The organism is Paenibacillus sinensis, assembly GCF_019904155.1.
In the GTDB taxonomy this organism is placed as follows: domain Bacteria; phylum Bacillota; class Bacilli; order Paenibacillales; family Paenibacillaceae; genus Paenibacillus_AQ; species Paenibacillus_AQ sinensis.
In genome coordinates this window covers 1-23,858 of record NZ_JAHCMB010000037.1, presented here as the reverse complement: position 1 = coordinate 23,858, position 23,858 = coordinate 1, and the positions used below count along the sequence as shown (strand labels likewise).

General features: G+C 54.1%; 25 protein-coding genes, 1 rRNA gene and 1 other annotated feature. Of the genes, 1 reads left to right on the top strand and 25 read right to left on the bottom strand.

Going from position 1 to position 23,858, the window contains the following annotated elements:
• Window positions 1-23: 23 nt before the first annotated feature.
• The 16 genes from rplJ to KIH86_RS03200 all read right to left on the bottom strand — a co-directional run bounded on the left by rplJ (window position 24) and on the right by KIH86_RS03200 (window position 12,655).
• Window positions 24-527: a 50S ribosomal protein L10 gene (gene rplJ, locus KIH86_RS03275; protein WP_223080859.1), complete on the bottom strand. Its 504-nt coding sequence runs from the start codon at window positions 525-527 to the stop codon at window positions 24-26.
• 118 nt (window positions 528-645) lie between these two features.
• Window positions 646-796 (bottom strand) — a sequence feature (ribosomal protein L10 leader region).
• A gap of 69 nt (window positions 797-865) precedes the next feature.
• Window positions 866-1,558, bottom strand: coding sequence for a 50S ribosomal protein L1 (rplA, locus tag KIH86_RS03270; RefSeq protein WP_038699036.1), 693 nt, complete (start codon window positions 1,556-1,558; stop codon window positions 866-868).
• 82 nt (window positions 1,559-1,640) lie between these two features.
• Window positions 1,641-2,066: a 50S ribosomal protein L11 gene (rplK, locus tag KIH86_RS03265; RefSeq protein ID WP_025691673.1), complete on the bottom strand. Its 426-nt coding sequence runs from the start codon at window positions 2,064-2,066 to the stop codon at window positions 1,641-1,643.
• Between the two features lie 69 nt (window positions 2,067-2,135).
• On the bottom strand, window positions 2,136-2,669 hold the full coding sequence (nusG, locus tag KIH86_RS03260; protein WP_038699039.1) for a transcription termination/antitermination protein NusG: 534 nt from the start codon (window positions 2,667-2,669) through the stop codon (window positions 2,136-2,138).
• A 21-nt stretch (window positions 2,670-2,690) separates the two neighbouring features.
• Window positions 2,691-2,882, bottom strand: a complete 192-nt coding sequence (secE, locus tag KIH86_RS03255) for a preprotein translocase subunit SecE (RefSeq protein ID WP_038699041.1) — start codon at window positions 2,880-2,882, stop codon at window positions 2,691-2,693.
• A gap of 21 nt (window positions 2,883-2,903) precedes the next feature.
• Window positions 2,904-3,053: a 50S ribosomal protein L33 gene (gene rpmG / locus KIH86_RS03250; protein WP_084065281.1), complete on the bottom strand. Its 150-nt coding sequence runs from the start codon at window positions 3,051-3,053 to the stop codon at window positions 2,904-2,906.
• A 454-nt stretch (window positions 3,054-3,507) separates the two neighbouring features.
• Entirely contained in the window at window positions 3,508-4,155 is a 648-nt protein-coding gene (gene sigH / locus KIH86_RS03245; protein WP_038699043.1) for an RNA polymerase sporulation sigma factor SigH, read from the bottom strand.
• A 163-nt stretch (window positions 4,156-4,318) separates the two neighbouring features.
• Window positions 4,319-4,846 carry an NYN domain-containing protein gene (locus tag KIH86_RS03240; RefSeq protein ID WP_223080858.1) on the bottom strand — a complete coding sequence of 176 codons (528 nt, stop codon included), beginning with the start codon at window positions 4,844-4,846 and terminating at the stop codon, window positions 4,319-4,321.
• Between the two features lie 2 nt (window positions 4,847-4,848).
• Entirely contained in the window at window positions 4,849-5,613 is a 765-nt protein-coding gene (gene rlmB, locus KIH86_RS03235) for a 23S rRNA (guanosine(2251)-2'-O)-methyltransferase RlmB (protein ID WP_223080857.1), read from the bottom strand.
• Window positions 5,614-5,630: 17 nt separating this feature from the next.
• Window positions 5,631-6,041 (bottom strand): Mini-ribonuclease 3, encoded by a 411-nt coding sequence (locus tag KIH86_RS03230; RefSeq protein WP_223080856.1) that lies wholly within the window; start codon window positions 6,039-6,041, stop codon window positions 5,631-5,633.
• Window positions 6,038-7,444, bottom strand: a complete 1,407-nt coding sequence (cysS, locus tag KIH86_RS03225) for a cysteine--tRNA ligase (RefSeq protein WP_223080855.1) — start codon at window positions 7,442-7,444, stop codon at window positions 6,038-6,040. The genes KIH86_RS03230 and cysS overlap by 4 nt, the downstream gene beginning before the upstream one ends.
• 50 nt (window positions 7,445-7,494) lie before the next feature.
• Complete coding sequence (gene cysE / locus KIH86_RS03220; protein ID WP_223080854.1) at window positions 7,495-8,187, bottom strand: serine O-acetyltransferase; 693 nt, start codon at window positions 8,185-8,187, stop codon at window positions 7,495-7,497.
• Window positions 8,188-8,674: 487 nt separating this feature from the next.
• Entirely contained in the window at window positions 8,675-10,138 is a 1,464-nt protein-coding gene (gltX, locus tag KIH86_RS03215) for a glutamate--tRNA ligase (protein WP_223080853.1), read from the bottom strand.
• 50 nt (window positions 10,139-10,188) lie between these two features.
• Entirely contained in the window at window positions 10,189-10,677 is a 489-nt protein-coding gene (ispF, locus tag KIH86_RS03210; RefSeq protein ID WP_223080852.1) for a 2-C-methyl-D-erythritol 2,4-cyclodiphosphate synthase, read from the bottom strand.
• Entirely contained in the window at window positions 10,674-11,372 is a 699-nt protein-coding gene (gene ispD / locus KIH86_RS03205) for a 2-C-methyl-D-erythritol 4-phosphate cytidylyltransferase (RefSeq protein ID WP_223080851.1), read from the bottom strand. The genes ispF and ispD overlap by 4 nt, the downstream gene beginning before the upstream one ends.
• 194 nt (window positions 11,373-11,566) lie before the next feature.
• Complete coding sequence (locus KIH86_RS03200) at window positions 11,567-12,655, bottom strand: PIN/TRAM domain-containing protein (RefSeq protein ID WP_223080850.1); 1,089 nt, start codon at window positions 12,653-12,655, stop codon at window positions 11,567-11,569.
• A 345-nt stretch (window positions 12,656-13,000) separates the two neighbouring features.
• Here KIH86_RS03200 and KIH86_RS03195 point away from each other — a divergent pair, with 345 nt between their 5' ends.
• Window positions 13,001-13,396, top strand: coding sequence for a nucleoside triphosphate pyrophosphohydrolase family protein (locus KIH86_RS03195; RefSeq protein ID WP_223080849.1), 396 nt, complete (start codon window positions 13,001-13,003; stop codon window positions 13,394-13,396).
• Between the two features lie 98 nt (window positions 13,397-13,494).
• Here the strand turns inward: KIH86_RS03195 and pssA are convergent, their stop codons facing one another.
• From pssA to rrf, 9 genes are all read right to left on the bottom strand, one after another.
• The gene (gene pssA / locus KIH86_RS03190; RefSeq protein WP_223080848.1) at window positions 13,495-14,235 is read right to left on the bottom strand and encodes a CDP-diacylglycerol--serine O-phosphatidyltransferase; all 741 of its coding nucleotides are present in this window, start codon (window positions 14,233-14,235) and stop codon (window positions 13,495-13,497) included.
• Window positions 14,236-14,420: 185 nt separating this feature from the next.
• A complete protein-coding gene (disA, locus tag KIH86_RS03185; protein WP_223080847.1) occupies window positions 14,421-15,494 on the bottom strand; it encodes a DNA integrity scanning diadenylate cyclase DisA in 1,074 nt (357 codons plus the stop codon).
• Between the two features lie 11 nt (window positions 15,495-15,505).
• A complete protein-coding gene (gene radA, locus KIH86_RS03180; protein WP_223080846.1) occupies window positions 15,506-16,876 on the bottom strand; it encodes a DNA repair protein RadA in 1,371 nt (456 codons plus the stop codon).
• A 216-nt stretch (window positions 16,877-17,092) separates the two neighbouring features.
• Window positions 17,093-19,546 (bottom strand): ATP-dependent Clp protease ATP-binding subunit, encoded by a 2,454-nt coding sequence (gene clpC, locus KIH86_RS03175; protein ID WP_223080845.1) that lies wholly within the window; start codon window positions 19,544-19,546, stop codon window positions 17,093-17,095.
• A 166-nt stretch (window positions 19,547-19,712) separates the two neighbouring features.
• Window positions 19,713-20,777 carry a protein arginine kinase gene (locus tag KIH86_RS03170; RefSeq protein ID WP_223080844.1) on the bottom strand — a complete coding sequence of 355 codons (1,065 nt, stop codon included), beginning with the start codon at window positions 20,775-20,777 and terminating at the stop codon, window positions 19,713-19,715.
• A gap of 29 nt (window positions 20,778-20,806) precedes the next feature.
• Window positions 20,807-21,331, bottom strand: a complete 525-nt coding sequence (locus KIH86_RS03165; protein ID WP_223080843.1) for a UvrB/UvrC motif-containing protein — start codon at window positions 21,329-21,331, stop codon at window positions 20,807-20,809.
• Window positions 21,332-21,357: 26 nt separating this feature from the next.
• Entirely contained in the window at window positions 21,358-21,819 is a 462-nt protein-coding gene (locus KIH86_RS03160; RefSeq protein WP_223080842.1) for a CtsR family transcriptional regulator, read from the bottom strand.
• 414 nt (window positions 21,820-22,233) lie between these two features.
• The gene (locus KIH86_RS03155) at window positions 22,234-23,406 is read right to left on the bottom strand and encodes a GNAT family N-acetyltransferase (protein WP_223080841.1); all 1,173 of its coding nucleotides are present in this window, start codon (window positions 23,404-23,406) and stop codon (window positions 22,234-22,236) included.
• Window positions 23,407-23,530: 124 nt separating this feature from the next.
• Window positions 23,531-23,647: ribosomal RNA gene (gene rrf, locus KIH86_RS03150) — 5S ribosomal RNA — on the bottom strand.
• Between the last annotated feature and the right edge of the window lie 211 nt (window positions 23,648-23,858).

Genomic DNA, 23,858 nt, shown 5'->3' with positions numbered 1-23,858 from the left:
AGGGGCTTCCACAGCTATGCCGATTACGCGCTCTGTTCTTCCTTCTCCGCAACAGCTTTGACAGCCAGTGCGAAGTTGCGCATAGGCGCTTGAAGAACGCTAAGCAGCATGGACAGCAAACCTTCGCGAGAAGGAAGCTCGGCCAATGCTTTGATCTGAGCTTCGTCCACCACTTTACCTTCTACAACGCCGCCCTTCAGTTTCAGAGCGTCGTTCTTCTTGGCAAAATCGTTCAAAATTTTGGCCGGCGCCACTGCATCGCTTTCGCTGAATGCAACAGCTGTCGGTCCGCTCAGAACTTCGTCCAGTTCAGTCAGCTCAGCCGCAGCGGTTGCGCGGCGAAGGAGCGAGTTCTTCAGGACTTGGAATTCCACTCCAGCTTCACGAAGCTGCTTGCGCAGTTCGGTCACCTGGGAAACGTTCAATCCGCGGTAGTCCGCAACAACAGTCGTGATGCTGTTCTGCAGTTTGCCAGTAATGACGTTTACCGCTTCCTGTTTAGCTTCAAGTACTTTAGCGTTTGCCAATGATTACACCTCCTGATTAATGATTTATCCTACGCAGGCATGAGATCCCTGCCAAGGGAAGAGACGCCTTTGGAGTCGTCCCCGATCCCTAAGCGGGATCTCCGAGGTTTCTTGCGTTACGCGCAATAGAAAAGCCTCCGCAGATTTGCGAAGGCTTGATAAAACGATAGGCTGACGGCATAACCGTTCCTTATGTTTCTATCAGAACACCTCGGTAGGAAATTAAGCCATTCGGCACCTACTGTCTACGGTAAGCATATTCGATGTTAGGTCGAGAACCATCAAGTGTTCACAACTGTTATAGGATAACAGAGATAGACCCTAGAGTCAATACCCTATTAACGGTAAACAGCAGTGCTCACACGAGCGCTTGGTCCCATAGTCGAAGAGATGGAGATGCCTTTCAGGTATACACCTTTGGCAGCTGCCGGCTTCGCACGGTTCAGAGCGTCGATAAGTGCTTTCAGGTTGTCGTTCAGTTGAGCAGCGTCAAAGGACACTTTGCCGATCGGCGCATGAATTTGACCTGCTTTGTCGAGACGGTATTCGATCTTACCGGCTTTGATTTCTTGAACAGCCTTGGTAACGTCGAAAGTAACCGTTCCTGCTTTAGGGTTAGGCATAAGGCCTTTACCACCGAGCAGACGGCCCAATTTACCGACTTCGCTCATCATATCAGGCGTCGCTACGCAGACGTCGAATTCGAACCAGCCCTGTTGGATCTTGTTGATCATGTCCTGATCGCCAACATAATCGGCACCGGCCGCTTCCGCTTCTTTCGCTTTATCGCCTTTTGCAAATACAAGCACGCGTTGGGTTTTGCCTGTGCCATGAGGCAGGACAACAACACCGCGAACGGCTTGGTCTTGTTTACGAGGGTCTACGCCCAGACGTACGGCCGCTTCAACGGTTTCGTCGAATTTGGCAGTGGACGCCTTCTTCACAAGCTCAACAGCTTCCGAAGGCTCGTAAGTTGCTTCGCTGTTGATCAGCTTGGCAGCTTCCAGGTATTTCTTACCATGTTTAGCCATGAAATGTTCCTCCTTTGTGGTGCTAGCGGAATATCCTCCCACATATTACGGTCCGCTCGGGACCGGTTGGCGAAGTCTATAATTAGTCTTCGATCGTGATGCCCATGCTGCGGGCAGTACCTTCAACCATACGCATAGCAGCTTCTACGGAAGCAGCGTTCAGGTCAGGCATTTTTTGCTCGGCAATTTCACGCACTGCAGCGCGATTCAGCTTAGCAACCTTCTTCTTGTTCGGTTCACCGGAGCCCTTTTCTACCTTTGCAGCAATGCGAAGCAGAACGGCAGCCGGAGGAGTTTTAGTGATGAAAGTGAAGGAACGGTCTTCGAATACCGTGATTTCAACCGGAATAATCAGGCCGGCTTGATCGGCGGTACGCGCGTTGAATTCCTTACAGAATGCCATGATGTTGACACCTGCCTGACCAAGCGCCGGACCAACCGGTGGCGCAGGGTTCGCTTTCCCTGCAGGAATCTGCAGTTTCACCATTTTAATAACTTTCTTAGCCATGTGTGACACCTCCTTGACGCTAGTACTGGATGAAGACGGCAAGCCGTCCAATCACAAGAAACCCTTGTGTTATATTTTCTCCACTTGAGTGAAATCCAACTCCAGCGGGGTTTCTCTTCCAAACATGTTGACGTGAACCTTGATCTTGCTCTTGTCAGCCAAAATCTCTTCCACGGAGCCCACAAAATTCGCAAAAGGACCAACCATGATGCGTACCGATTCCTTGATTTCGAAATCGATCTTCGGTTTCGGCTCCACCATACCCATATGCTTCAGAATCTGATCTACCTCTTCCGGAAGCAAAGGAGTCGGTTTGGAACCCGAACCTGTCGAACCTACGAATCCGGTAACGCCAGGTGTGTTGCGAACAACATACCAGGAATCATCCGTCTGGATCATTTCGACCAAAACATAACCGGGGTAAACTTTACGCATGACAGCCTTTTTCTTGCCGTCTTTGTTCACCACTTCTTCTTCCATCGGAACAAGAACGCGGAATATCTTGTCTTCCATGCCCATGGACTCTACGCGCTTTTCCAAATTGGCTTTGACCTTGTTCTCATACCCAGAGTAGGTATGAACGACATACCATCTTTTTTCCATATCAAGCCACCTGGGACCTCTCTAAATAATCGCTTCGATCACAGCGGAAATACCGATGTCCAGAACCCAGAAATAAAGTGCGACAACTACAATAGTACCAAGTACGATCAAGCTATAGTTGGTCAGTTCTTTACGATTGGGCCATCGAACCTTTTTAAGTTCAGTCCAGCTCTCAGAGAAAAAGGAAAACAAAGACTTGAAACTACGTTTCACGCCGACTACACCTCCAACGAACTATCTGGTTTCACGATGAGGAGTTTGCGCGTTGCAATACTTGCAAAACTTCTTCAACTCCATGCGGTCGGGATGATTACGCTTGTTCTTGGTCGTCGCGTAGTTTCTCTGCTTGCAGCTTGTACAAGCCAAAGTAATAATTACCCGCATGCTGTGCACCTCCCGAAACGTTCTTCCGATTCGCTAAACCGAAAGACGCAAAATTGATCCCAAGAGTAAACGCCAGGCAATGTCCAAAGTGAACAACCAGGCATTCATCGAGAAATACAAGACCCATTACAAGCGCGAAGCTGCTTATGATTCTTATATTTCACGAAAATCTCTTTTTAAGAATATCGCAAAGATTCGGCTAGAAAACCGGCACTTTACTTAAATTCAAAAAAAGCCGCGAATTTGGGCCTACCTAAAACACTTTAGCATCTGTCAAACTCAATGTCAATGAAAATTCCCGAGTTCTCCCCGGACTTTTCGGTGATCGCCGTTCGTCTTTGTATTTGTCCTTAACTGTGAGCCAGCCTACTCTCCATTATGAAGCAAAACCGCATTCCGCAAACTTGCACAAATAAAAAAGACTCGCAACCGAGTCTTCTCTTCCGTCATTATATCATGAGTTGTCGCGAACTTCCAGATATCTTTCAAGCTTGCGCTTAACGCGCTGCAGAGCGTTGTCGATCGATTTCACATGCCGATGCAGGTCCTCTGCGATTTCCTGATAGGAGCGTCCGTCAAGATACAGCATCAGCACCTTGCGCTCCAGATCACTAAGAATCTCGGTCATCTTGTCTTCAAGACCGATAAATTCTTCCTGGTTAATAATAAGCTCTTCGGGGTCCAGCACCTGTGATCCGCAGATCACATCCATCAGCGTGCGGTCGGAATCCTCGTCATAAATAGGCTTGTCCAGAGAAACATAAGAATTAAGCGGAATATGCTTCTGACGGGTAGCCGTCTTGATCGCCGTAATAATCTGGCGGGTAATGCATAATTCGGCAAATGCCTTGAAAGACGAAAGCTTATCGCCTTTGAAGTCTCGAATTGCCTTATAAAGGCCGATCATGCCTTCCTGCACGATATCTTCGCGGTCGGCACCGATCAGGAAATAAGAGCGCGCCTTGGCTCTGACGAAGTTACGGTACTTGTTAATCAAATGCTCCAACGCGCCACCGTCGCCGCTCCGAAAAGCTTCGACGATTTCTTCATCGCTTATGAAATCATACTCGGACAGCATTAATTCCTTGAGGTCGACACTCACCAAGAATCCCCCCGGCTGCAACGCAGGACACATCGTTACTTCGTGAAATATACGAACAGTATAAATGACGTAACCTTACATCGTCAACAGCGGTTTGACCAATTCCAATCATCACTTGAATAAAATTACAATTCGCTGAAACTTTTCTTACATGGACCATACATTACTGCCTCCGCCAGTTCTCAAGCCGCCTGCGGATATCCGGAGGCAGCTTCTCTTCTAGATTATGGCGCAAAGAGCCGGCACCCGGCGCCGGAGGCTTGATGGTCTTCTTGACTTCCCGCTGCATTTCCTCCACCTCAAGCCGCAGCTCCCGTGCCGAAAGGCGAAGCGCCCCCTGGGCGAAGATGACATGCTGCTCGGTGGAGTCGCTGGTCGCCACATAAATCTGGCGCCGGCGGTGGCTGAATTCTCCCACCAGCCGCTCGATGCACTCGTCGGCCGTCTCCTTCTCCTTCGTGAAATACACCTGGACTTTGCCCTGGACAAAAGATCGTCCGAGCCCCGGAACCCGGTAAGCATCGAAGACGGCGATGACGCGGCGGCCCGAGTACGCCTGATAGTCGGCCAGCAGATCAAGCAGCCGGTCGCGCGCTTCCTGCATGCCGGAGCGGGACAGCTCGGCAAGTTCCGGCCAGCCGCCGATCATGTTGTACCCGTCCACCAGCAGTACATCGCGCCAGTCCTTCATCGCTATTCCGCCGTACGACGGCGCCGCAGCACCTCGTACATAATGACGCCCGCGGCTACGGAAGCATTGAGCGAATTAATTCGTCCAAGCATCGGAAGCTTGAGCAGGATGTCGCATTTCTCGCGAATCAGCCGGCCCATCCCCTTGCTCTCATTGCCGATAACCACTGCAACCGGGCCGGAGAAAATATCGGAGCCGAACAGATCCTGATCCGTGTCCACATCCGTGCCCACAACCCAGATCCCGAGTTCCTTCAGCCGGTCGATTGTCTGGCCCAGATTGGTGACCCGGGCTACCGGCACATATTCGACCGCACCGGCAGATGTCTTGGAGACGGTCGCCGTAATTTGGGCCGAACGCCGCTTAGGCACGATCACGCCGTGCACGCCAGTGCAATCGGCGGTACGCAGAATGGAGCCCAGATTATGCGGATCTTCGATTTCATCCAGCAGCAGCAGAAACGGCGGTTCGCCTTTGGCTTCGGCGGCGGCCAGCAAATCTTCGACTTCCGCGTAAGCGTATGGAGCCGCCTGCGCGACTACCCCCTGATGCTGTACGCCGGGAGCGAGCTGATCCAGCTTGCGCTTGTCAACATGCTGAACGATGATACCAGCCTGACGGGCTTCCGCAATGATTGGAGCGGTCAGCGCTTTCTGGGCATTTTCCGCTATCCAGATTTTGTTGAGTGTACGGCCTGCGCGGAGCGCCTCAAGCACCGAATGCTTGCCGGCCAGTATTTCTTCGTTATGGTCATTCTCTTGGGCCATAATGGTCCCTCCCGGTATTATCTTTGCATTTGTCTGATACCGATGTGTATCAGTTCTCTCATTCTGTCATGCTGCTCTGTATAATACAAATATCCGACAAGACATTCAAAAGCGGTCGCATGCCGGTATTCCAGCACGTCGGCATTTTTCGGCACGCTTCCCGATTTGGCATTGCGCCCCTGCCGCACAATATTCTTCTCTTCGTCAGTCAGCTCGGAGTCCAGCAGCCCAAGAATCCGGCTCTGTGCCTTCGCGGACACCAGCCCCGTCGCCGTCTTGTGAAGATGGTTCGGCTTCAGGTTCGGAAGCGAGATCAAATATTGACGGACCGCCACCTCGTAGACAGCGTCCCCGATATAAGCCAGCACGATGGGCGGAATCAGCTTGACCGGCTTCGACGGCTCATAGGGAAACCAGCCTTCGGTCATTTGCGTCTCCACCGTATGCCCTGCGGCGTATCCTCCAAAATAATACCCATCGCGTTCAGAATATCGCGAATTTCGTCGGAACGGCTCCAGTTCTTGGCTTTGCGCGCTTCTGCCCGCTCTTCGATCAGGCGCTCGACCTCATCGTCGGCATCTTCCTCCTGAGTTTCCGGCACAAGTCTGAGGACGCTGTTTAATTCCTCGAATGCGCTTTGCAGCGCAGCAAGATCCGCATGCGATAGGCTGTTGTCCGACAGCGCAAGGTTGGCTGTATTCACCCATTCGAATACGGCGGTAATCGCGTCAGGCGTATTGAAGTCGTCCTGCATCTTCTCATGGTATTGCTTCACAATGGCGTCCAGCTTGGCTCCAAGCTCCGGACTGACCTGGCCACCGGCAGTTTCCGGTGCGAGGCTCAGGCGATGCTTAACGTTGCCGGCCGCACCGGCGATGCGGTCTACGCTTTTTTCAGCGGATATCAAGGCTTCTTCACCGAAATTCAGCGGATTGCGATAATGCGTCGAGAGCATGAAATAACGGATGGCCCCGCCCTTGAAGCGGCTGAGGAAATCTCTGACGAGAAGACCGTTGCCGAGCGATTTCGACATTTTCTCGTCCCCGATGTTCAGGAAGCCGTTATGCATCCAATAATTCGACAGCGGCTTGCCGGTTAGCGCCTCGCTCTGTGCGCACTCGCACTCATGATGCGGGAAGGTCAGGTCCTGGCCGCCGCCGTGAATATCGATCGTGTCGCCGAGGAATTCGCGCGCCATCGCCGAGCATTCAATATGCCAGCCCGGACGTCCGTTGCCCCATGGGCTGTGCCAGAAAATCTCGCCCGGCTTCGCCGCTTTCCAGAGGACGAAATCCTCGGGATTCTCTTTGCGGGCATCAACCTCGATGCGGATACCGAACTGCAGCTCATCCAGATTCTGACGGGACAGCTTGCCGTAATCCGCGAACTTGGCCGTGCGGTAGAACACGTCTCCGCCGCTCTCATAAGCATAGCCTTTATCCACCAGCTCCCGAATGAAGTCGATGATCAGATCCATGCTCTGGGTAACCCGCGGATGCCGCGAAGCCGGTCTGACATCAAGGCCTTTAACATCCTCCATAAAAGCATTGATGAAGGTCTCTGCCATTTCGGGCACCGGCATGCCCATTTCATCGGCTTTGCGGATCAGCTTGTCGTCGACATCCGTGAAATTGACCACATATTCCACTTCATACCCCAGCTGCTCCAAATAGCCTTGAACGATATCGAACACGATAACCGGTCTTGCATTGCCAATGTGAATATATCCGTACACAGTTGGACCGCACACGTACATCTTTACCTTACCCGGTTCAAGAGGCACGAATTCCTCCTTGCTGCGGGACATGGTGTTGTAAATATAGAGCGCCATTTGCTCCATCCTTTCTTCTCGGCCGTATCCGGCCTTCGCCAGAGGTCTGGTTAGATTTCATAATCGCCGAAATAATGCGCGCTTTCCAGCCGGCGCTGCTCGGCTTTCTGCTTGTCGTCGCCGCCCAGCTGCTCGCGAAGCTCCTCAATCTCCTTCTGCAGAAACCGCAGCGAATCGATAACCGGGTCCGGAAGCTTGGTATGATCCAGCCGGTCCTTCACCCGCTCCCCGTTCCGCTTCACGATGCGTCCGGGGTTGCCGACCACCGTGCTGTTATCGGGGACTTCGCGGAGTACGACCGAATTCGACCCGACATTACAGTTGTCGCCAATCCGGAAAGAGCCCAGCACTTTGGCCCCCGAGCCGATGACGACATTGTTGCCGACGGTCGGATGACGCTTCCCTTTCTCCTTGCCTGTTCCTCCGAGCGTGACGCCCTGATAGATGATAACGTCGTCCCCGATCTCGCAGGTCTCCCCGATGACTACGCCCATACCGTGGTCAATGAACAGCCTTTTGCCAATCCGGGCGCCGGGGTGGATCTCGATGCCGGTCATGAATCGGCTGAACTGCGAGATGATTCTCGCTGTCGTATACCAGCCTCTCCGGTATAACCCATGCGCAATCCGGTGCGACCAGATGGCATGCAGACCGGCATAGGTGAAGAGTACCTCGAACCGGCTCCGGGCGGCCGGGTCATTATCCAGCACCGCTTGGATATCCGATTTAATATGCTTCCACATCGCGGCTCCCCCTCCATGCTTCTCCGCCTCCGGTACATCCGGCCGAACGAAGAAGTTCCTCCGCATTTCGCTTTTTCTATCTCTCTGCAGCAATGACCCTTTCTTCGGTTTTCGACAAAAAACGTCTCTGCAGCCGAAGCTGCAGAGACGTCTTCACGCGGTTCCACTCTGCTTGGACGATGCCTGTTCCCTGCCGGGTTGAAGCGGCGGGTTCATCATCGTCCCTCTTTGGCATCTCTAACGGCGATGCACCGGCTCAGCCTAACGACCGCATTCGACAGCGGCACGCTCAGCCTTACAGCTCACAGGCGCATTTCCCCGGCATGCCATGAATAACTTCCAGCCTGAACAGATGATTCCGTTCGCGGTTATTCTCTCTGCAGATGGCATTTGACGCGTGTACTTCTCCTGATCGCAGCTTTTACAATATTCTTCTATCTTAGCGAAAAGCATGAGGACTGACAAGGGGATTTGAACACCCTGGTTATCAAGCCCCTTTGATTTGGGATTTCAGACGGTCCGCGACGCGGTCCTTGCCTAACAGGAAAATTGTCGCATTGAGATCGCGGCCATGCATCTGTCCCGTAACAGCGACACGAATCGGCATAAAGAGCGCTTTGCCCTTATGTCCCGTCTCCTTCTGTACTTCCTTAATTAATGCCCCAATAGCAGCCGGTGTAAACTCGGCGCTTGCCTCCACCTTGGCCAGAAATGCGGTGAGCACTTCCGGCACCTGGCTCTCCGCCAGGATGGCCGCCGCTTCTGTGTCCAGCTCCAGATGAGTGCGGAAGAAAATCTCCGACAATTCCACAATATCCGAAGCGGCTACCATTTGTTCCTGGTACAGGGCCACAAGGCTCTGCGCCCATTCGCGCTGCTCTGCGCTCAGCTCGGCAGGCAATCTGCCCGCCTTCTGCAGATGTGGAATCGCCAGGTTCGCAATCCGGACCGGGTCGGCATTCTTGATATAATGATTATTCAAATGCGCCAGCTTGTTCGTGTCGAATACCGCCGGGCTCTTCGAGAGCCGATCCGGGTTGAAGATGGAGATCAGTTCATCTTTGCTGAAGAGTTCTTCCTCCCCTTCCGGCGACCAGCCGAGCAGGGCGATATAGTTGAACAGCGCTTCGGGCAAATAGCCCAGCTCATCGTACTGCTCAATGAACTGGATGATGGACTCGTTGCGCTTGCTGAGCTTCTTATGGTCTTCGCCTACGATCAGGGTCATATGTCCAAAGATCGGCGGCTCCCAGCCCAGAGCTTCATAGATCATGAGCTGGCGCGGCGTATTGGAGATATGATCCTCGCCCCGGAGCACATGTGAAATCTTCATCAGATAGTCGTCGATAACAACGGCGAAATTGTAGGTCGGAATGCCATCCTTCTTCACGATGACAAAGTCGCCCATTTCCGTCGTCTGGAATGAAATCTGGCCCTTGACCATATCGTCGAACGTATAGGTCTTATCCTCCGGAACCCGGAAGCGAATGCTGGCGACACGGCCTTCCTGCTCGTAGGCGGCACGCTGCTCTTCGGTCAAATTGCGGTGCTTGCCGGAGTAACGCGGCGTTTCTCCCCGTGAGAGCTGCTCTTCGCGCTCGGCTTCCAGCTCCTCTTCTGTGCAGTAGCAGCGGTAAGCGAGACCGCGGTCGAGCAGATCCTGCCAGTAGATTTTATACAGATCCAGACGCTCCGTCTGTCTGTAGGGGCCGTATTCGCCGCCGATATCGATGCTTTCGTCCCAGTCGATATTCAGCCACTTCAAATATTTCAGCTGGCTTTCTTCGCCGCCGGCAATATTGCGCTTCACATCCGTATCCTCGATCCGGATAATGAACTCGCCGCCCCGGCTGCGGGCGAATAAATAGTTAAACAATGCCGTTCTCGCATTCCCGATATGTAAATGTCCTGTAGGGCTTGGTGCATAGCGCACCCGGACTTGATCTCCCATTTCACTACCTCCGCTCATTCATTTGCTGGATCGGCCGATTTCCAGCCATCTCATGATGATACCATATCCTGAAGCAGGCAGACAATAGATTGCGCTGCGATGCCTTCGCCTCGTCCGGTAAATCCAAGCTGCTCCGTCGTCGTGGCCTTGACGTTCACCCGGGAAGGCTTGGCGTCCAGCGCACGGGCGATAATCTCGGTCATCTCCGGAATATAGGGGGCCATCTTCGGCTTCTGGGCGATGATGGTCGAATCGATGTTGCCCAGACGGTAGCCGCGCTCTTTGGCCAGTCTCCACACATGCTCAAGCAGCTTCAGACTGTCGGCATCCTTGAAGGCCGGGTCCGTATCCGGAAAGTGTCGGCCGATGTCTCCAAGTCCCAGCGCGCCGAGGATGGCGTCGCTAACCGCATGCAGCAGCACGTCGGCGTCCGAGTGGCCCAGCAGCCCTTTTTCATAAGGAATCGTTACTCCTCCAATAATGCACGGCCGGCCTTCCACCAGCTGATGCACGTCAAACCCTTGTCCTACTGCGATCATGGTTGTCCCTCTCTCCCGAATGTTTCAATGAATTCTGCATAGGCCAGGTCATCCGGCGTCGTGATCTTGATGTTGGTATAGCTGCCTTCCACCACCGCAACCCGCATGCCGGCCCGTTCGGCCAGACTGGAATCGTCGGTCCCCAGGAACCCATCCCGCTCCGCCGCTTCATAGGCTTGCTTCAACCGGGACAACCGGAAGGTCTGCGGCGTCTGAATCGCCCACAGCGTGCGCCGGTCCGGCGTGGCGGTTACCAGCCCCTCTTCGCTCACCTGCTTGATCGTATCTTTTACCGGAACAGCCAGCACCGAAGCTCCCGTCCGCCTCGCCTTTTCATAACAAGCCTCGATATCGCAGGGCCTGACGAATGGACGGACTCCGTCATGAACCATTACCCACTCAGTGTTCAGCTGTCCCAGTCCCCGGTAGACCGAATGCTGACGCTCCGCGCCGCCGGTAACTACAGCCTTTAGCTTCGTAATTCCGTATTCCTCCGCCCAATTGCGGCAGCGTTCCACGTCCTCCGCCCCGGATACGAGCACGATCTCCGAAATTAAGATATGCCGCTGGAAGGTCTCCAGCGTATGCACGATGATCGGTTTGTCCCGAAGCAGCAAATACTGCTTGCTCTCCGCAGTTCCCATCCGCGTTCCTCTGCCTGCCGCCACAATGACGACGCCGACACTTTCCGCCATCTTCAACTGCTCCTGTCCTTTGACGTATATCCCCATCATATCGCGTTTGTTCGTCATTTCCAAGGTTGGCGGCCCAATTCGAAGTCTTGGAGGGCGGCTGGCAGCTGCCGACAATCTTAACCATATAAATTGCGCGGGAAGACAATAAGAAAAACAGGGCGCCGAACGGCTCTTCCGTTCGAACGCCCTGAAGGTTACTGCGCCTTCTCCAGAAGCTTTGGCTTGGCGAATATCATCCGGCCCGCGGAGGTTTGTAGCACGCTTGTTACGAGAACTTCCATCGTGCTGCCAATGAATTCGCGCCCGCCTTCCACTACGATCATCGTACCATCATCCAGATAGGCGACGCCCTGACCGTGTTCCTTGCCGTCCTTGATCACCTGAACAATAATCTCTTCGCCCGGAAGCACCACCGGCTTCACCGCATTGGCCAAATCGTTGATGTTCAGTACCGAAACGCCCTGAAGCTCGCAAACCTTATTCAGGTTAAAATCGTTCGTGACCACCTTGCCGTGCAGCACCTTCGCCAACTTGACCAGCTTGCTGTCCACCTCGGAAATCTCTTCGAAGTCCCCTTCGTAGATCAGCACTTTAACATCCAGCTCTTTTTGAATTTTATTGAGAATGTCCAGCCCCCGCCGGCCTCTGTTGCGCTTCAGCAGGTCGGATGAATCGGCAATATGCTGCAGCTCCTCCAGAACGAACTCGGGAATGACGATCGTTCCCTCGATGAAGCCGGTCTTGCAAATATCCGCGATCCTTCCGTCAATAATTACGCTGGTGTCGAGGATCTTGTGCTCTTCCGGCTCCGGCCCCTCGGGCTCCACCGTCCCTCCGAAACGCCCGGTCGCCCATAATGCGCCAAGCTCCACTCTCTTCTCCAGCCCGATTCTGAGGCCGAGATACCCGAGCACCACCGTCAGCGGCACCTGCAGCAGTTGGCCCGCCTTGCCGAGCCAGGCCATGCTGGGGTAGATCAACAGCGACAGCAGCAGTCCGCCCAGCAGTCCGGCCGCCCCGGCCGCCAGCTCATCCATCGGCATTCCGGAACAATACCGCGCCGCCGACTGCAATTTCGTTCCCGCCCAATCTGCGCACAAACCCGCTGCTAACAAAAAAATAAGGGCACCGAGCACCGAAAAGCCAAATTCGCCCGGAACGGGAAGGCTGTTCTCCAGCCGGAGCATGCCCACCGGGAAATCCCGCCCGGCAGCATGATACAGCGAATAGCCTGCCAGACCTCCGCATAACGCGGCAAATAATAACATCCATTTCTTCCACATGGTTGACGCACCTCCTTTAATCTCACGCTCAAATCCTCAAATAACGATATCCTGACAGGGACGGCGTTATGGAAGCCTCGAATAGGGCTTATCCACATTGAGGTCTTCCCCTGACACCTTACATCCCATCTTCTGATGGCGCCGCGCACGCGCAGTACGGCATAGATGCCTATCTCCAGTATGTTCCAAATTTTCACGCCATAATCGTGAGCTCTTCACATTTTTTACGAGCAGGAGCGCGGGTAATTCTGATTTACAGCCTTTGCGGCCTTTTGCCCGATTGAAAAGAAGCTTTGGCGTGACATATAATGTACTCATTCTAGGAAGAAACGGAGTGAATGGAACATGAGCGCACCCAGTTTGCAGGCTTTCCAGGATCAAGTCTCCGAATTGCTGCTTAGACACCGCAGTCTTCTGGACGTATTGTCCAAGAACGGCCAGAGCAGCGCCTCGGTCAACCGCGCCGTCGTCAAGGCCATCACGGAATGCGGCTGCATCGAGCTTCATGCCACCAAGCAGGTGTTTGAATCCGGCGTAAGCCTCGAACAGGCGAAGGAAAATGCGGGAACCCACGTGCACGGAGAATTATGTGAGAACTGCCGGGAGGTTATCGCGTCTGAGCTAGGCAGAGAATTGTTCTATATGTCGGCGCTGTGCAATCTGCTCGGCATCAATATGGACGAGGTCATCAAGAGTGAGTCCCAGAAATGCGCAACGCTCGGTTTATTCAATCTGTCGTAGTTGGGGATTTCATGATATGTTTGCACTCAAAAAAGAGCCGGTCTTCCTTCCGCATCAGCGGGGAAAACCGGCTCTATCTGCAATTGTGGGACAGCGTATCAGCCGTTCTTGGAGTGGTACATCTCATCATCCTGGCGTCTTCTGCTGCGGCCCCGGCGGCGTCTGGCCGTCAGACGGTCGACATTCTGCTTGAATCCGTACAGCGCATAAAGCGCAAGCAGGACGAAGATCATCTTGGATATCTGATCCGGAAACATCACGGCGACCGCAACTGCGATCACAATGACGATCGGAGCTCCCATAACTGCTTTTTTGGGCAGTCCGACCTTCTTGAAGTTCGGATATTTCACGGTGCTGACCATCAGGTAAGAAAGCAGAAGCGATGCGATGATCATGTAGACAGGAGACACATCTTTATGGAACAGGGCCAAGGTTGCCAGTACTCCGCCGGCAGCCGGAATCGGCAGACCGATGAAGTAACCGGGAATGCCCGGTTGAACGTTGAAACGGGCCAGGCGAAGCGCTCCGAATACCGGGAAGATGGCGGTAACGGACCAAGCCAGGGCGTTATGCAGATCATGCAGACTGCTGGTATACATAATGAGAGCAGGTGCGACTCCGAAAGAAACGACATCAGACAGCGAGTCCAGCTCTTTGCCAAATTCGCTTTCTGCGCCCAATGCACGGGCAACGCGGCCGTCAAGCCCGTCAGCCAGCATAGCGATTATGACGAGAATCGCCGCCATGCCGATCTTGCCGTCGAGTGCCATCATAATCCCGAACATGCCGAGCAGCAGATTTCCGAGTGTGAACAGACTCGGAAGTGATTTTTGTATCATTTCGTCACCTCTATCCTGAAATAACTGTGCCCACATAACGGCCCAGTTATGGAAGCCCTCAATTTGGCATTGCCCATATTGAAGCTCCCTCGCCACCATCATTCCATGGTGCCTGGCGAGCAGCATGGAAATATTCGGCAGCCCTTGCCAAACAACAACTCCAACATTACGTGATTGTATGATATTTACATTTGTCTGTCAATAAGAACTTGCTTCTGCAGCCGCTTCAGTCCATCCTGAATGCCCCGCGCCCGCGCTTCGCCGATTCCGTCCACTTCATCGAGCTCCGCAATGCTGGCCGTCATAAGATTCGGAAGCATTTCGAACCGTTCTACCAGGTTGTGGATAATGACGTTCGGGAGACGCGGAATTTTGTTCAGCAGCCGGTAACCGCGGGGAGTAACCGGCTCCTCGGAGGCCACGGCACCCGCTGAGAACCCAAGCAGCTTGGCGATATGGTTGTCGTCCATCAGTTCCTCGTCGCTCGAACGCTTCAGGCCGGAGATAATATCGCGGATTTTGTCCTCTTCCTCTTCCCTTGCATAGTCTCTGTACAAAAGCCATGCTTCTTCCTCGGTATTCCCCACCAGTTCTTCCATCTGCATGCTGATCAGGCGGCCTTCGTTGCCGAGCTCGGTGATATAGCGTTTGATCTCCGTCTTGATCCGCAGCACCATCTCTACCCGCTGAATAACGCCGACTACCTCCGGCACCGTCACGATCCCTTCATATTCCGAAGCCGACAGATTGGTCAGCGACTGAGTAAGCACAGCCTTGTATTTCTCCAGCGTTTGGATCGCCTGGTTCGCCTTCGTCAGAATTACACCGATGTCCTTCAGCGCATATCGGATAGATCCCTGATACAGTGTTATGATATTCCGCCGCTGAGAAATGGAGACAACCAGTTTGCCGGTCTGCTTGGCGACACGTTCAGCCGTCCGGTGGCGGATCCCTGTCTCGATCGACGAGATGGACGGGTCCGGGATCAGCTGGGTGTTAGCGTACAATATCCGCTTGAGGTCTTCGCTCAGAATAATGGCTCCATCCATTTTGGCCAGCTCATACAAATAGTTGGGCGAGAAATCGCAGTTGATGGAGAACCCGCCATCCACCACTTCCATCACCTCGGGGCTGTAGCCTACGACAATCAGCGCGCCCGTCTTGGCCCGCAGCACATTTTCCAGTCCATCGCGGAACGATGTGCCCGGAGCCGCAAGCCTGAGCAGGTCATTCATATTTTCCGGTTGTTGGTCCTTCATCTCTCTGCCCCCTAATCTAACGCGACCGCTAATGCGTCTGCTACGGAATTAACCCCGATAATTTGGATGTCCTTCGGCTGCTTCCAGCCCTTCAGACTCTTCTCGGGCATGATTACTCTGCGGAAGCCCAGCTTCGCGGCCTCCTTGACCCGCGTCTCGGAACGCGAGACGCCTCTCACCTCGCCGGTCAGCCCCACCTCGCCGAAGAACACGTCATACGGCTTCGTCGGGATATCCCGGAAGCTGGAGGCAATGCTGACGGCGACCGCCAGGTCGATGGCCGGTTCGTCCAGCTTGACCCCGCCCGCTACGTTGAGATAGGCGTCCTGATTCTGCAGGAACATGCCCATTCGCTTCTCCAGCACCGCGATAATAAGCGCCATTCGCTGGTTGTCGAGCCCCGTCGACATACGGCGCGGGGAAGGAAAATGCGTGGCGGCGACCAGCGCCTGCAGCTCGACCAGCACTGGCCGAGTGCCTTCCATGCTGGCTACCACCGTGGAGCCGGCCACACCGAGCGGGCGCTCGGACAAGAAGAGCTCGGACGGATTCTCCACCTCGGAGAGCCCGATCTCGCCCATTTCGAAGATTCCGATCTCATTGGTGGAGCCAAAACGGTTCTTGACGGCTCGCAGCAGGCGGTACGTATGATGCCGTTCGCCCTCGAAATACAGTACGCAGTCCACCATATGCTCCAGCATCCGGGGACCGGCGATGGCGCCTTCCTTCGTGACGTGACCCACGAGAACCGTCGCGATTCCGCGAATTTTGGCGATCCGCATAAATCTTGTCGTACATTCGCGAACCTGCGATACACTTCCCGGCGCGCTTGTCACTTCCGGCAGGAATACCGTCTGTATAGAGTCGATGACCAGGAACTGCGGCTGGATAGCCTCAATCGCTTCTTCAATGGATTCCATATTGGTCTCGCACAGCACATACAGCTCGGAGGACAGCGCCCCTAGACGATCGGCCCGAAGTCGGGTCTGACGCACCGATTCCTCTCCCGAGATATACAGCACCCTCAGTCCCTGTGTGGTCAGCGCATGCGAGGTCTGCAGCAGCAGTGTCGATTTGCCGATACCGGGATCGCCGCCAACCAATACCAGCGAACCCGGTACGATTCCGCCGCCGAGTACGCGGTTGAGCTCGCCGATTCCCGTCAAAATACGCGGCTCCTGATCACTTTCTATATTTATGATGGATTGGGGCTTTTCTTTACTATGAAAAACAGGGCCGCCATTCATCCCTTGAGTCTTGACTACGCTTTCCGTTTCTTCAACCATGCTGTTCCAAGCCTGGCAGCCCGGGCATTTGCCGAGCCACTTCGGCGACTCATAACCGCACTCGGTGCAGTAAAACTTCGTTTTGGTCTTAGCCATAACTTCTCCTTCGGACAAATGTACCCTGAATGCCATTTATTAAAAAACGTGGATATTTAGCTTCCAATAAAAGTTTACCATTTAAAGAAGGGGAACGAAAGAGCAAGAGCCTTCCAGAATGCGCGAAATGGCAGCAAAAAAAGAGAGCCGCTTCCGCAAAGGAAGCAAGCTCTCTTTCTCTAAAGCCGCGGCCTTGTATATCGGCCGGATGGCTGCTTATTCTCCGTCTTTCTCCAGTGCGACCGGCTCCGCCTTGCGAACCGTAAGCTCGCCGTTCTCTTCGTCGATCTTGAGCGAATCGCCCTTCGCAATGTTGCCCCTCAGCATTTCCTCGGACAGACGGTCCTCGATATGCTTCTGGATCGCGCGACGCAGCGGACGGGCGCCGAAGGCCGGATCGTAGCCTTCTTTGGCGAGGAATGCTTTCGCATTGTCCGTGAGCTCGAAGTCGACGTCGTATTCACGCAGCCGCTTGCGCAGCTCGTCGGACATCAGGGTTACGATCTGAGCGATATGCTTCTCTTCCAGCGAGTGGAAGACGATGATCTCGTCGATCCGGTTCAGGAACTCCGGACGGAAGCTCTTCTTCAGTTCGTCCATGACTTTGCCCTTCATGTTGGAGTAGTCGGCTCCGGCATCCTGCACGGCCGTAAATCCGAGCGTGGAGTTCCGCTTGATCGCCTGGGCTCCGACGTTGGATGTCAGGATGATCAGCGTGTTGCGGAAATCGACAACGCGGCCTTTGGAGTCGGTCAGACGGCCATCCTCCAGCACCTGCAGCAGAATGTTGAACACTTCCGGATGCGCCTTCTCGATTTCGTCCAGCAGGACGACCGAATATGGCTTGCGGCGTACTTTCTCTGTAAGCTGTCCGCCTTCTTCATAACCGACATATCCCGGAGGAGCCCCCACCAGACGCGAAGTCGAGTGTTTCTCCATGTACTCGGACATATCGATCCGGATAACCGCGTTCTCGTCGCCGAACATTGCTTCGGCAAGCGCGCGGGCCAGCTCGGTTTTACCGACACCGGTCGGGCCGAGGAAGATGAAGGAGCCCATCGGGCGCTTCGGATCTTTCAGACCGGCGCGTGCCCGGCGGATCGCCCGGCTGACGGCCTTGACGGCTTCATCCTGACCGATAACCCGGTCATGCAGCAGAGCTTCCATGTTGAGCAGACGCTCCGTTTCCTCTTCTTTCAGCTTGCTGACCGGAATGCCGGTCCAGCTTGCCACCACCTGAGCGATATCCTCAGGCGTAACTTCGGAATCGGTGCGGCCCTGCTTCTCTTTCCATTGGTTCTTCGTTGTGTCGAGCTCTTCGCGGATCTTCTGCTCCGTGTCGCGAAGGGCTGCGGCCTTCTCGAATTCCTGGCTTTGTACAGCCGCGTCCTTCTCCTTGCGGATGTCGTCCAGCCGTGTCTCCAGTTCCTTCAGATTCGGCGGAATCGTGTAAGAGTTCAGCCTTACCTTAGAGCCCGCTTCGTCGATCAGGTCGATCGCCTTATCCGGCAGGAAGCGGTCGGTGATGTAGCGGTCGGACAATTTGACCGCCTGCACGATCGCCTCATCCGTGATCTTCACACGGTGATGGGCTTCGTACCGGTCGCGCAGTCCGTACAGAATCTGCACGGCTTCTTCCGGAGACGGCTGATCCACCGTAATTGGCTGGAAGCGGCGTTCCAGAGCGGCGTCTTTCTCGATGTATTTGCGGTATTCGTCCAGCGTTGTAGCGCCGATGCATTGCAGCTCACCGCGCGCCAGTGCCGGCTTCAGAATGTTGGAAGCGTCGATGGCGCCTTCCGCGCCGCCCGCGCCGATCAGCGTGTGCAGCTCGTCGATGAAGAGAACGATGTTGCCCGCCTGGCGGATTTCATCCATGATCTTCTTCAGGCGGTCTTCGAATTCACCGCGGTATTTGGTGCCGGCGACAACGGAGCCCATATCGAGCGTCATAACACGCTTGTCGCGCAGCGTCTCGGGAATTTCATTGTTGATGATCTTCTGGGCCAGGCCTTCGGCGATCGCCGTCTTACCTACCCCCGGCTCGCCGATCAGCACCGGATTGTTCTTGGTCCGGCGGCTCAGCACCTGAATAACGCGCTCGATTTCCTTGCTGCGTCCGATAACCGGGTCGAGGTGGCCATCTTTGGCGTAGGCCGTCAAATCGCGAGCCAGGCCGTCAAGCGTAGGCGTGCTGACATTGGACGGGCCGCCGCTGTGGCTCGAAGCCGACTCGCTGCTGCCGAGCAGCTGAAGCACCTGCTGGCGGGCCTTGTTCAGACTGATGCCGAGGTTGTTCAGCACACGGGCCGCAACGCCCTCTCCCTCACGGATCAGACCGAGCAGGATATGCTCCGTGCCAACATAAGTATGGCCCAGCTTGCGGGCTTCATCCATCGACAGCTCGATCACTTTCTTGGCGCGGGGCGTGTACGCGATGTTCGTTGGCTGCTCCTGTCCTCTGCCGATCAGCGTCTCCACTTCGTCCTGAATTTTTTCAAGTCCGAGTCCGAGTCCGATCAGCGCTTTGGCGGCGATGCCGTCGCCTTCGCGGATCAGTCCCAGCAAAATATGTTCTGTGCCGATATTATTGTGTCCCAGCCGAACGGCTTCTTCCTGTGCCAGCGCAAGCACTTTTTGTGCGCGTTCCGTAAATCTGCCAAACATCATAACCCTGCACCTCCATAAATAATAAATATCTATACCTGAAATAACGAAGTCCACAAGCAAGGACGGCGTTATGGAAGCCTTCAATTTGGCTCTGCCAAATTCGAAGGTGCTCCTCGACTGTTGATCATCCGGATGACGCCGGAAATGGCGGCACGGATGTCTATAATTAATTGGTAGTTCCCAATGTCTCCCGGAGCAGCTTCGCCCGGTACATATCGCGTTCTGCGGCGTTCAGCTTGTCGCCAAATGTCTTCTGCAGAAAGCCAGGCTGTGTCTTCACATTCAGTTCGTTGAGAACCGAAATGGAAGGCTCCCGGAGAATTCCCACATCAACGCCAAACCGCAAATCCGACAGACGCTGGGAGGCTTCTTTAAGTTCCATAACTGCCGCATACTTCAGAATGCCGTATGACCGCATTACCCGGTCGGTAATCCGCATGGCGGAATCGTTCAGCAGACGCTGGCGCGCATTCCGTTCATGCTCGATAATCTGAATGACGACGCTGTGCAAATTGTCGATAATCTCCGTCTCGCTCTGGCCGAGCGTAATCTGGTTGGAGATTTGAAAAATATTGCCCGCCGCCTCGGACCCCTCGCCATAGATGCCTCTGACCGTCAGCCCCACCTGATTGACGGCGGAGAGAATGCGTCCGATCTGTTGAGTCATGACAAGCGCCGGGAGATGCATCATGACCGAAGCGCGTAGTCCTGTACCGACGTTCGTCGGACAGCTTGTTAAATAACCCCTTCTATCGTCAAATGCGTAATCGACCGCCGCTTCAAAAATGTCGTCAATGGCCGTCGCTCTGTCCCAGGCTTCCTTGATCTGGAATCCGGGGAACAGGCATTGAATCCGCAGATGATCCTCTTCATTGATCATAATGCTGACCGATTCGTCCTCGTTCAACAGCACCGCACCGCCGCGGGAGTCATTGGCCAGGCTGGGACTGATCAGATGCTTCTCGACCAGCACTGTTTTGTCCAGCTCTCCCAGTTCGTCAAGCTTCACCAGTTGAAACGTTCCGAAACCTGTCGCCTGATTCTCATCAATTACGGGAGCCAGAACATCCATGACCTTCTCGGCCTGCTCTTCATTGGCAAGAAGCGGAAAAGGATGATGCAAGATATTACGGGCGATCCGCACACGGCTGCTGATTACAATCTCGGAGTGGCTGCCGCCGCTGCGCATCCATTCGCTGAGCGCTTGCTCGGTAAAACGGAGATTAGGCATCGGGCATTCCCCCTATATATCATAAGACTTTACTCTTGTGCTATTTCTTTTTCAAGTTTCCGAATCCGGTCTCTCAGCTCGGCCGCCGTTTCGAATTCTTCCTGGGCGATGGCCTGCTGCATGCTCTCCTTAAGCTCGTCGATTTGACGGCGGACCTGAATTTGCGCTCCTGCCCGTCTCGGCACTTTGCCGACATGGGCGGTGCTTCCGTGTACTCTTTTGAAAAGAGGGTCCAGACCTTTGTCAAAATACTTGTAGCAGGAGCTGCAGCCGAACCGGCCCAGCTTGCTGAACTGTCCGTAGGTCATGCCGCATTCCTCGCACCGCACGTCCTGAACCGTTGACGCAGCAGCGGTCTTGCCTTTGCTCGCCCCCTCCAGATCCAAGAGGCCGGACAGCAGACTGTGAATGGAGAACCCGCCCGAGGTTCCGGGAATAAGCTCTCCCTTTTCCCTGGCGCAGTGTTCGCAGATATGGAACTCCGTCTTCTCTCCGTTCACAATTTTGGTGAAATGAAGCGTTGCCGGTCTAGCGCCGCATTCTTGGCACACCATCACGAGATCCTTCCTTTCACACCGCCTTATTTGTTAAGCAATGAGACCAGCATCGCCTTCATCATCTTGGAACGGATCTCGTCCCGAAGGGGAAGCTTGACCGCAAGGCAGTCACGCGAAATGGCGGCGCGCATCAGACAGGCTTCACGTCTGGTCAAAAAGCCGGCTTCCTCAAGCTGATAAATCAGCCCTTCTGCGGTGCTCTGGTCAATGCCCGTTCCTATGGTCTGGTTCAGATGAGCATGAAGCGCCGAATGCTGCGGCAGTTCAATGCGCTGAATGCGGATATAGCCGCCGCCGCCGCGCTTGCTCTCTACCAGGTACCCTTTTTCAAGCGTAAAGCGTGTGCTGATCACATAATTGATCTGGGAAGGAACGCAAGAGAAATGGTCCGCCAGATCATTGCGTTGAATTTCCACTGTGCCTTCGGGACTTTCATGCAAAATATTCTTCAGATATTGTTCGATGATATCGGAGATATTGCGCATCACTCATCCTCCAGATTAAGAGCTTGCATATGCAGAATGGTGGCACCGTTCCAATACCGGCCTTAACCTTTACAGGAACTTTAACCAAAGTGCAAAGAGCCGAATCCCGTTACATACCGGCCGCAAACCCGGGTTAGTCACTAATGCTCAAGCCTTACTAGTGTGGCCCAAACTGTACGCCGCATACTTCTTAACAAGCCGGGTGGGAACGATTGAGTAGACACCTGCTGCATGCTCTGTTGACTTTGACTTTCTTTGACTTATTTATTATTATAGCACATTCTCACAAAATGCCAAGTCCTTGACCGGAAAAATTCAGATCCTTGTTATTCGGGGCGCGATCCGCCATTTCTATTTCATTATTTGTGCAAAAAACGCGGCTGGAAGACCACTCTCCAAACCGCGTTTTGTAATTCAGAAGAAATCGAACAGCGCCGTCCGTGCCGGCAGCACTTTGTTCTCAAGCCATACCGCGGCCCCTTCCGTACCTTCGAGCAAACCTCCCCGGTACAGATCAATCGGCCTCTTATATCCCAGCAGCATGGCGGTCAGCGTTCCGATTCCGCAGGCGGCCATATGCCCGGCATCTCCCGCCTCTGAAGGCTCAAGCGAAGCCTGGCCAGATTCGGAGATAGTCAATCTCCAGGAGCCCTCATTCCAGGGAGCAAGCGGGTCGCTCAGCGACAGCAGAATCGATGATTCCGCCCCGTCAGCCCGGAACGCCAGCTTCTCCACCAAGGACTTGGCATTCACGATGCGAGCCATGAAATAAGGGTAATTCTCCTGCGGTATGCGCGGGTCCGGCAGCAAATAAGGGAGATCATCGTCTGATGGAACCAGCTTGAGATTAGCCTCCGTGATCATGGAATCATGATTTCCGAAAAACGTCCACAGCCCTTTGCGCGCCTCCAGGCTAAGCCATACGAATTCATCGATCGTTAGCACTTTATTAGTGATCTTGTACAGCGCATAGCCTTCCGGTTCTCCCGCTTCGGTGTAGTAAACAGCATAATGCGTGCTGTCATCCAGGACGGAATGCTCCCACCAATCCATGTTACGGACAAGCGTGCCATTATAAGAACTGGCAAAGCTACGGTACAGACTATCCAGAAGTTCAACCCCGCCTTTATCCCTCACCACATTCCCTTTTGTCTGCACTTTTGCCGGGAACTTGCTGGTCGGGATCGTGTAGTTCTTATACTCGCAGTACAGATCCCAGCCGAATTTCCGGTAAAAAGGCACCGAGAACGGATGCAGAAATGACAACGGACGGCCTTCTTTATTCATTTGCTCCAGCGCATGCCTCAACAGACGGGCAACCAGCCCTTTTCTCCGGTTCTCCGGCCAAGTGGCTACGCCTGCAATTCCCCCCATAAGGACGGAGCTGCCCTGTATGTATGTCTCCAAGGGAAGCAGCGTAAATTTCGCCGCCAATTCCCCTTCCTCGAATATTCCCCAATCCCGTTCGGGCTTATATCGGGCTTTGGCCTTTTCCCTCGACTCGGAGGACATTTTATATTGGAAGGCATACTCTGAAAGACTAACACTTGCGTCGAATTCTTCCGCCCGCAGTTGACGAATTTCCACCCTCTTCACCTCTTCATTTGAAATTACCTTGAGTGTGTCAGACGGTTCAGGCTTTGTCAATTGGATTAGGGATATTGCAAAAACAACAAAAAACCACTGCTGAATACTCAGCAGTGGTTCATGTGCTTGGCAGCGTCCTACTCTCCCAGGACCCTTCGGTCCAAGTACCATCGGCGCTGGAGGGCTTAACGGTCGTGTTCGGGATGGGTACGCGTGGAACCCCTCCGCCATCGCCACCAAACGGGCATTTGCGGTACAAATGCATATTCAGGCTTGATCGCCTGAAAACTGGATCGAAACGAATCTTGCGTCTTAGCCCTTACTCGGTGTCTCGGGGTCCCCGAAAAGTACTCGGTGTACTCTTCGAAGCCTTCGCTTCACTTTTTGGGGTAGTTTTGGATAAGCCCTCGACCGATTAGTACTGGTCAGCTCCATGCATTGCTGCACTTCCA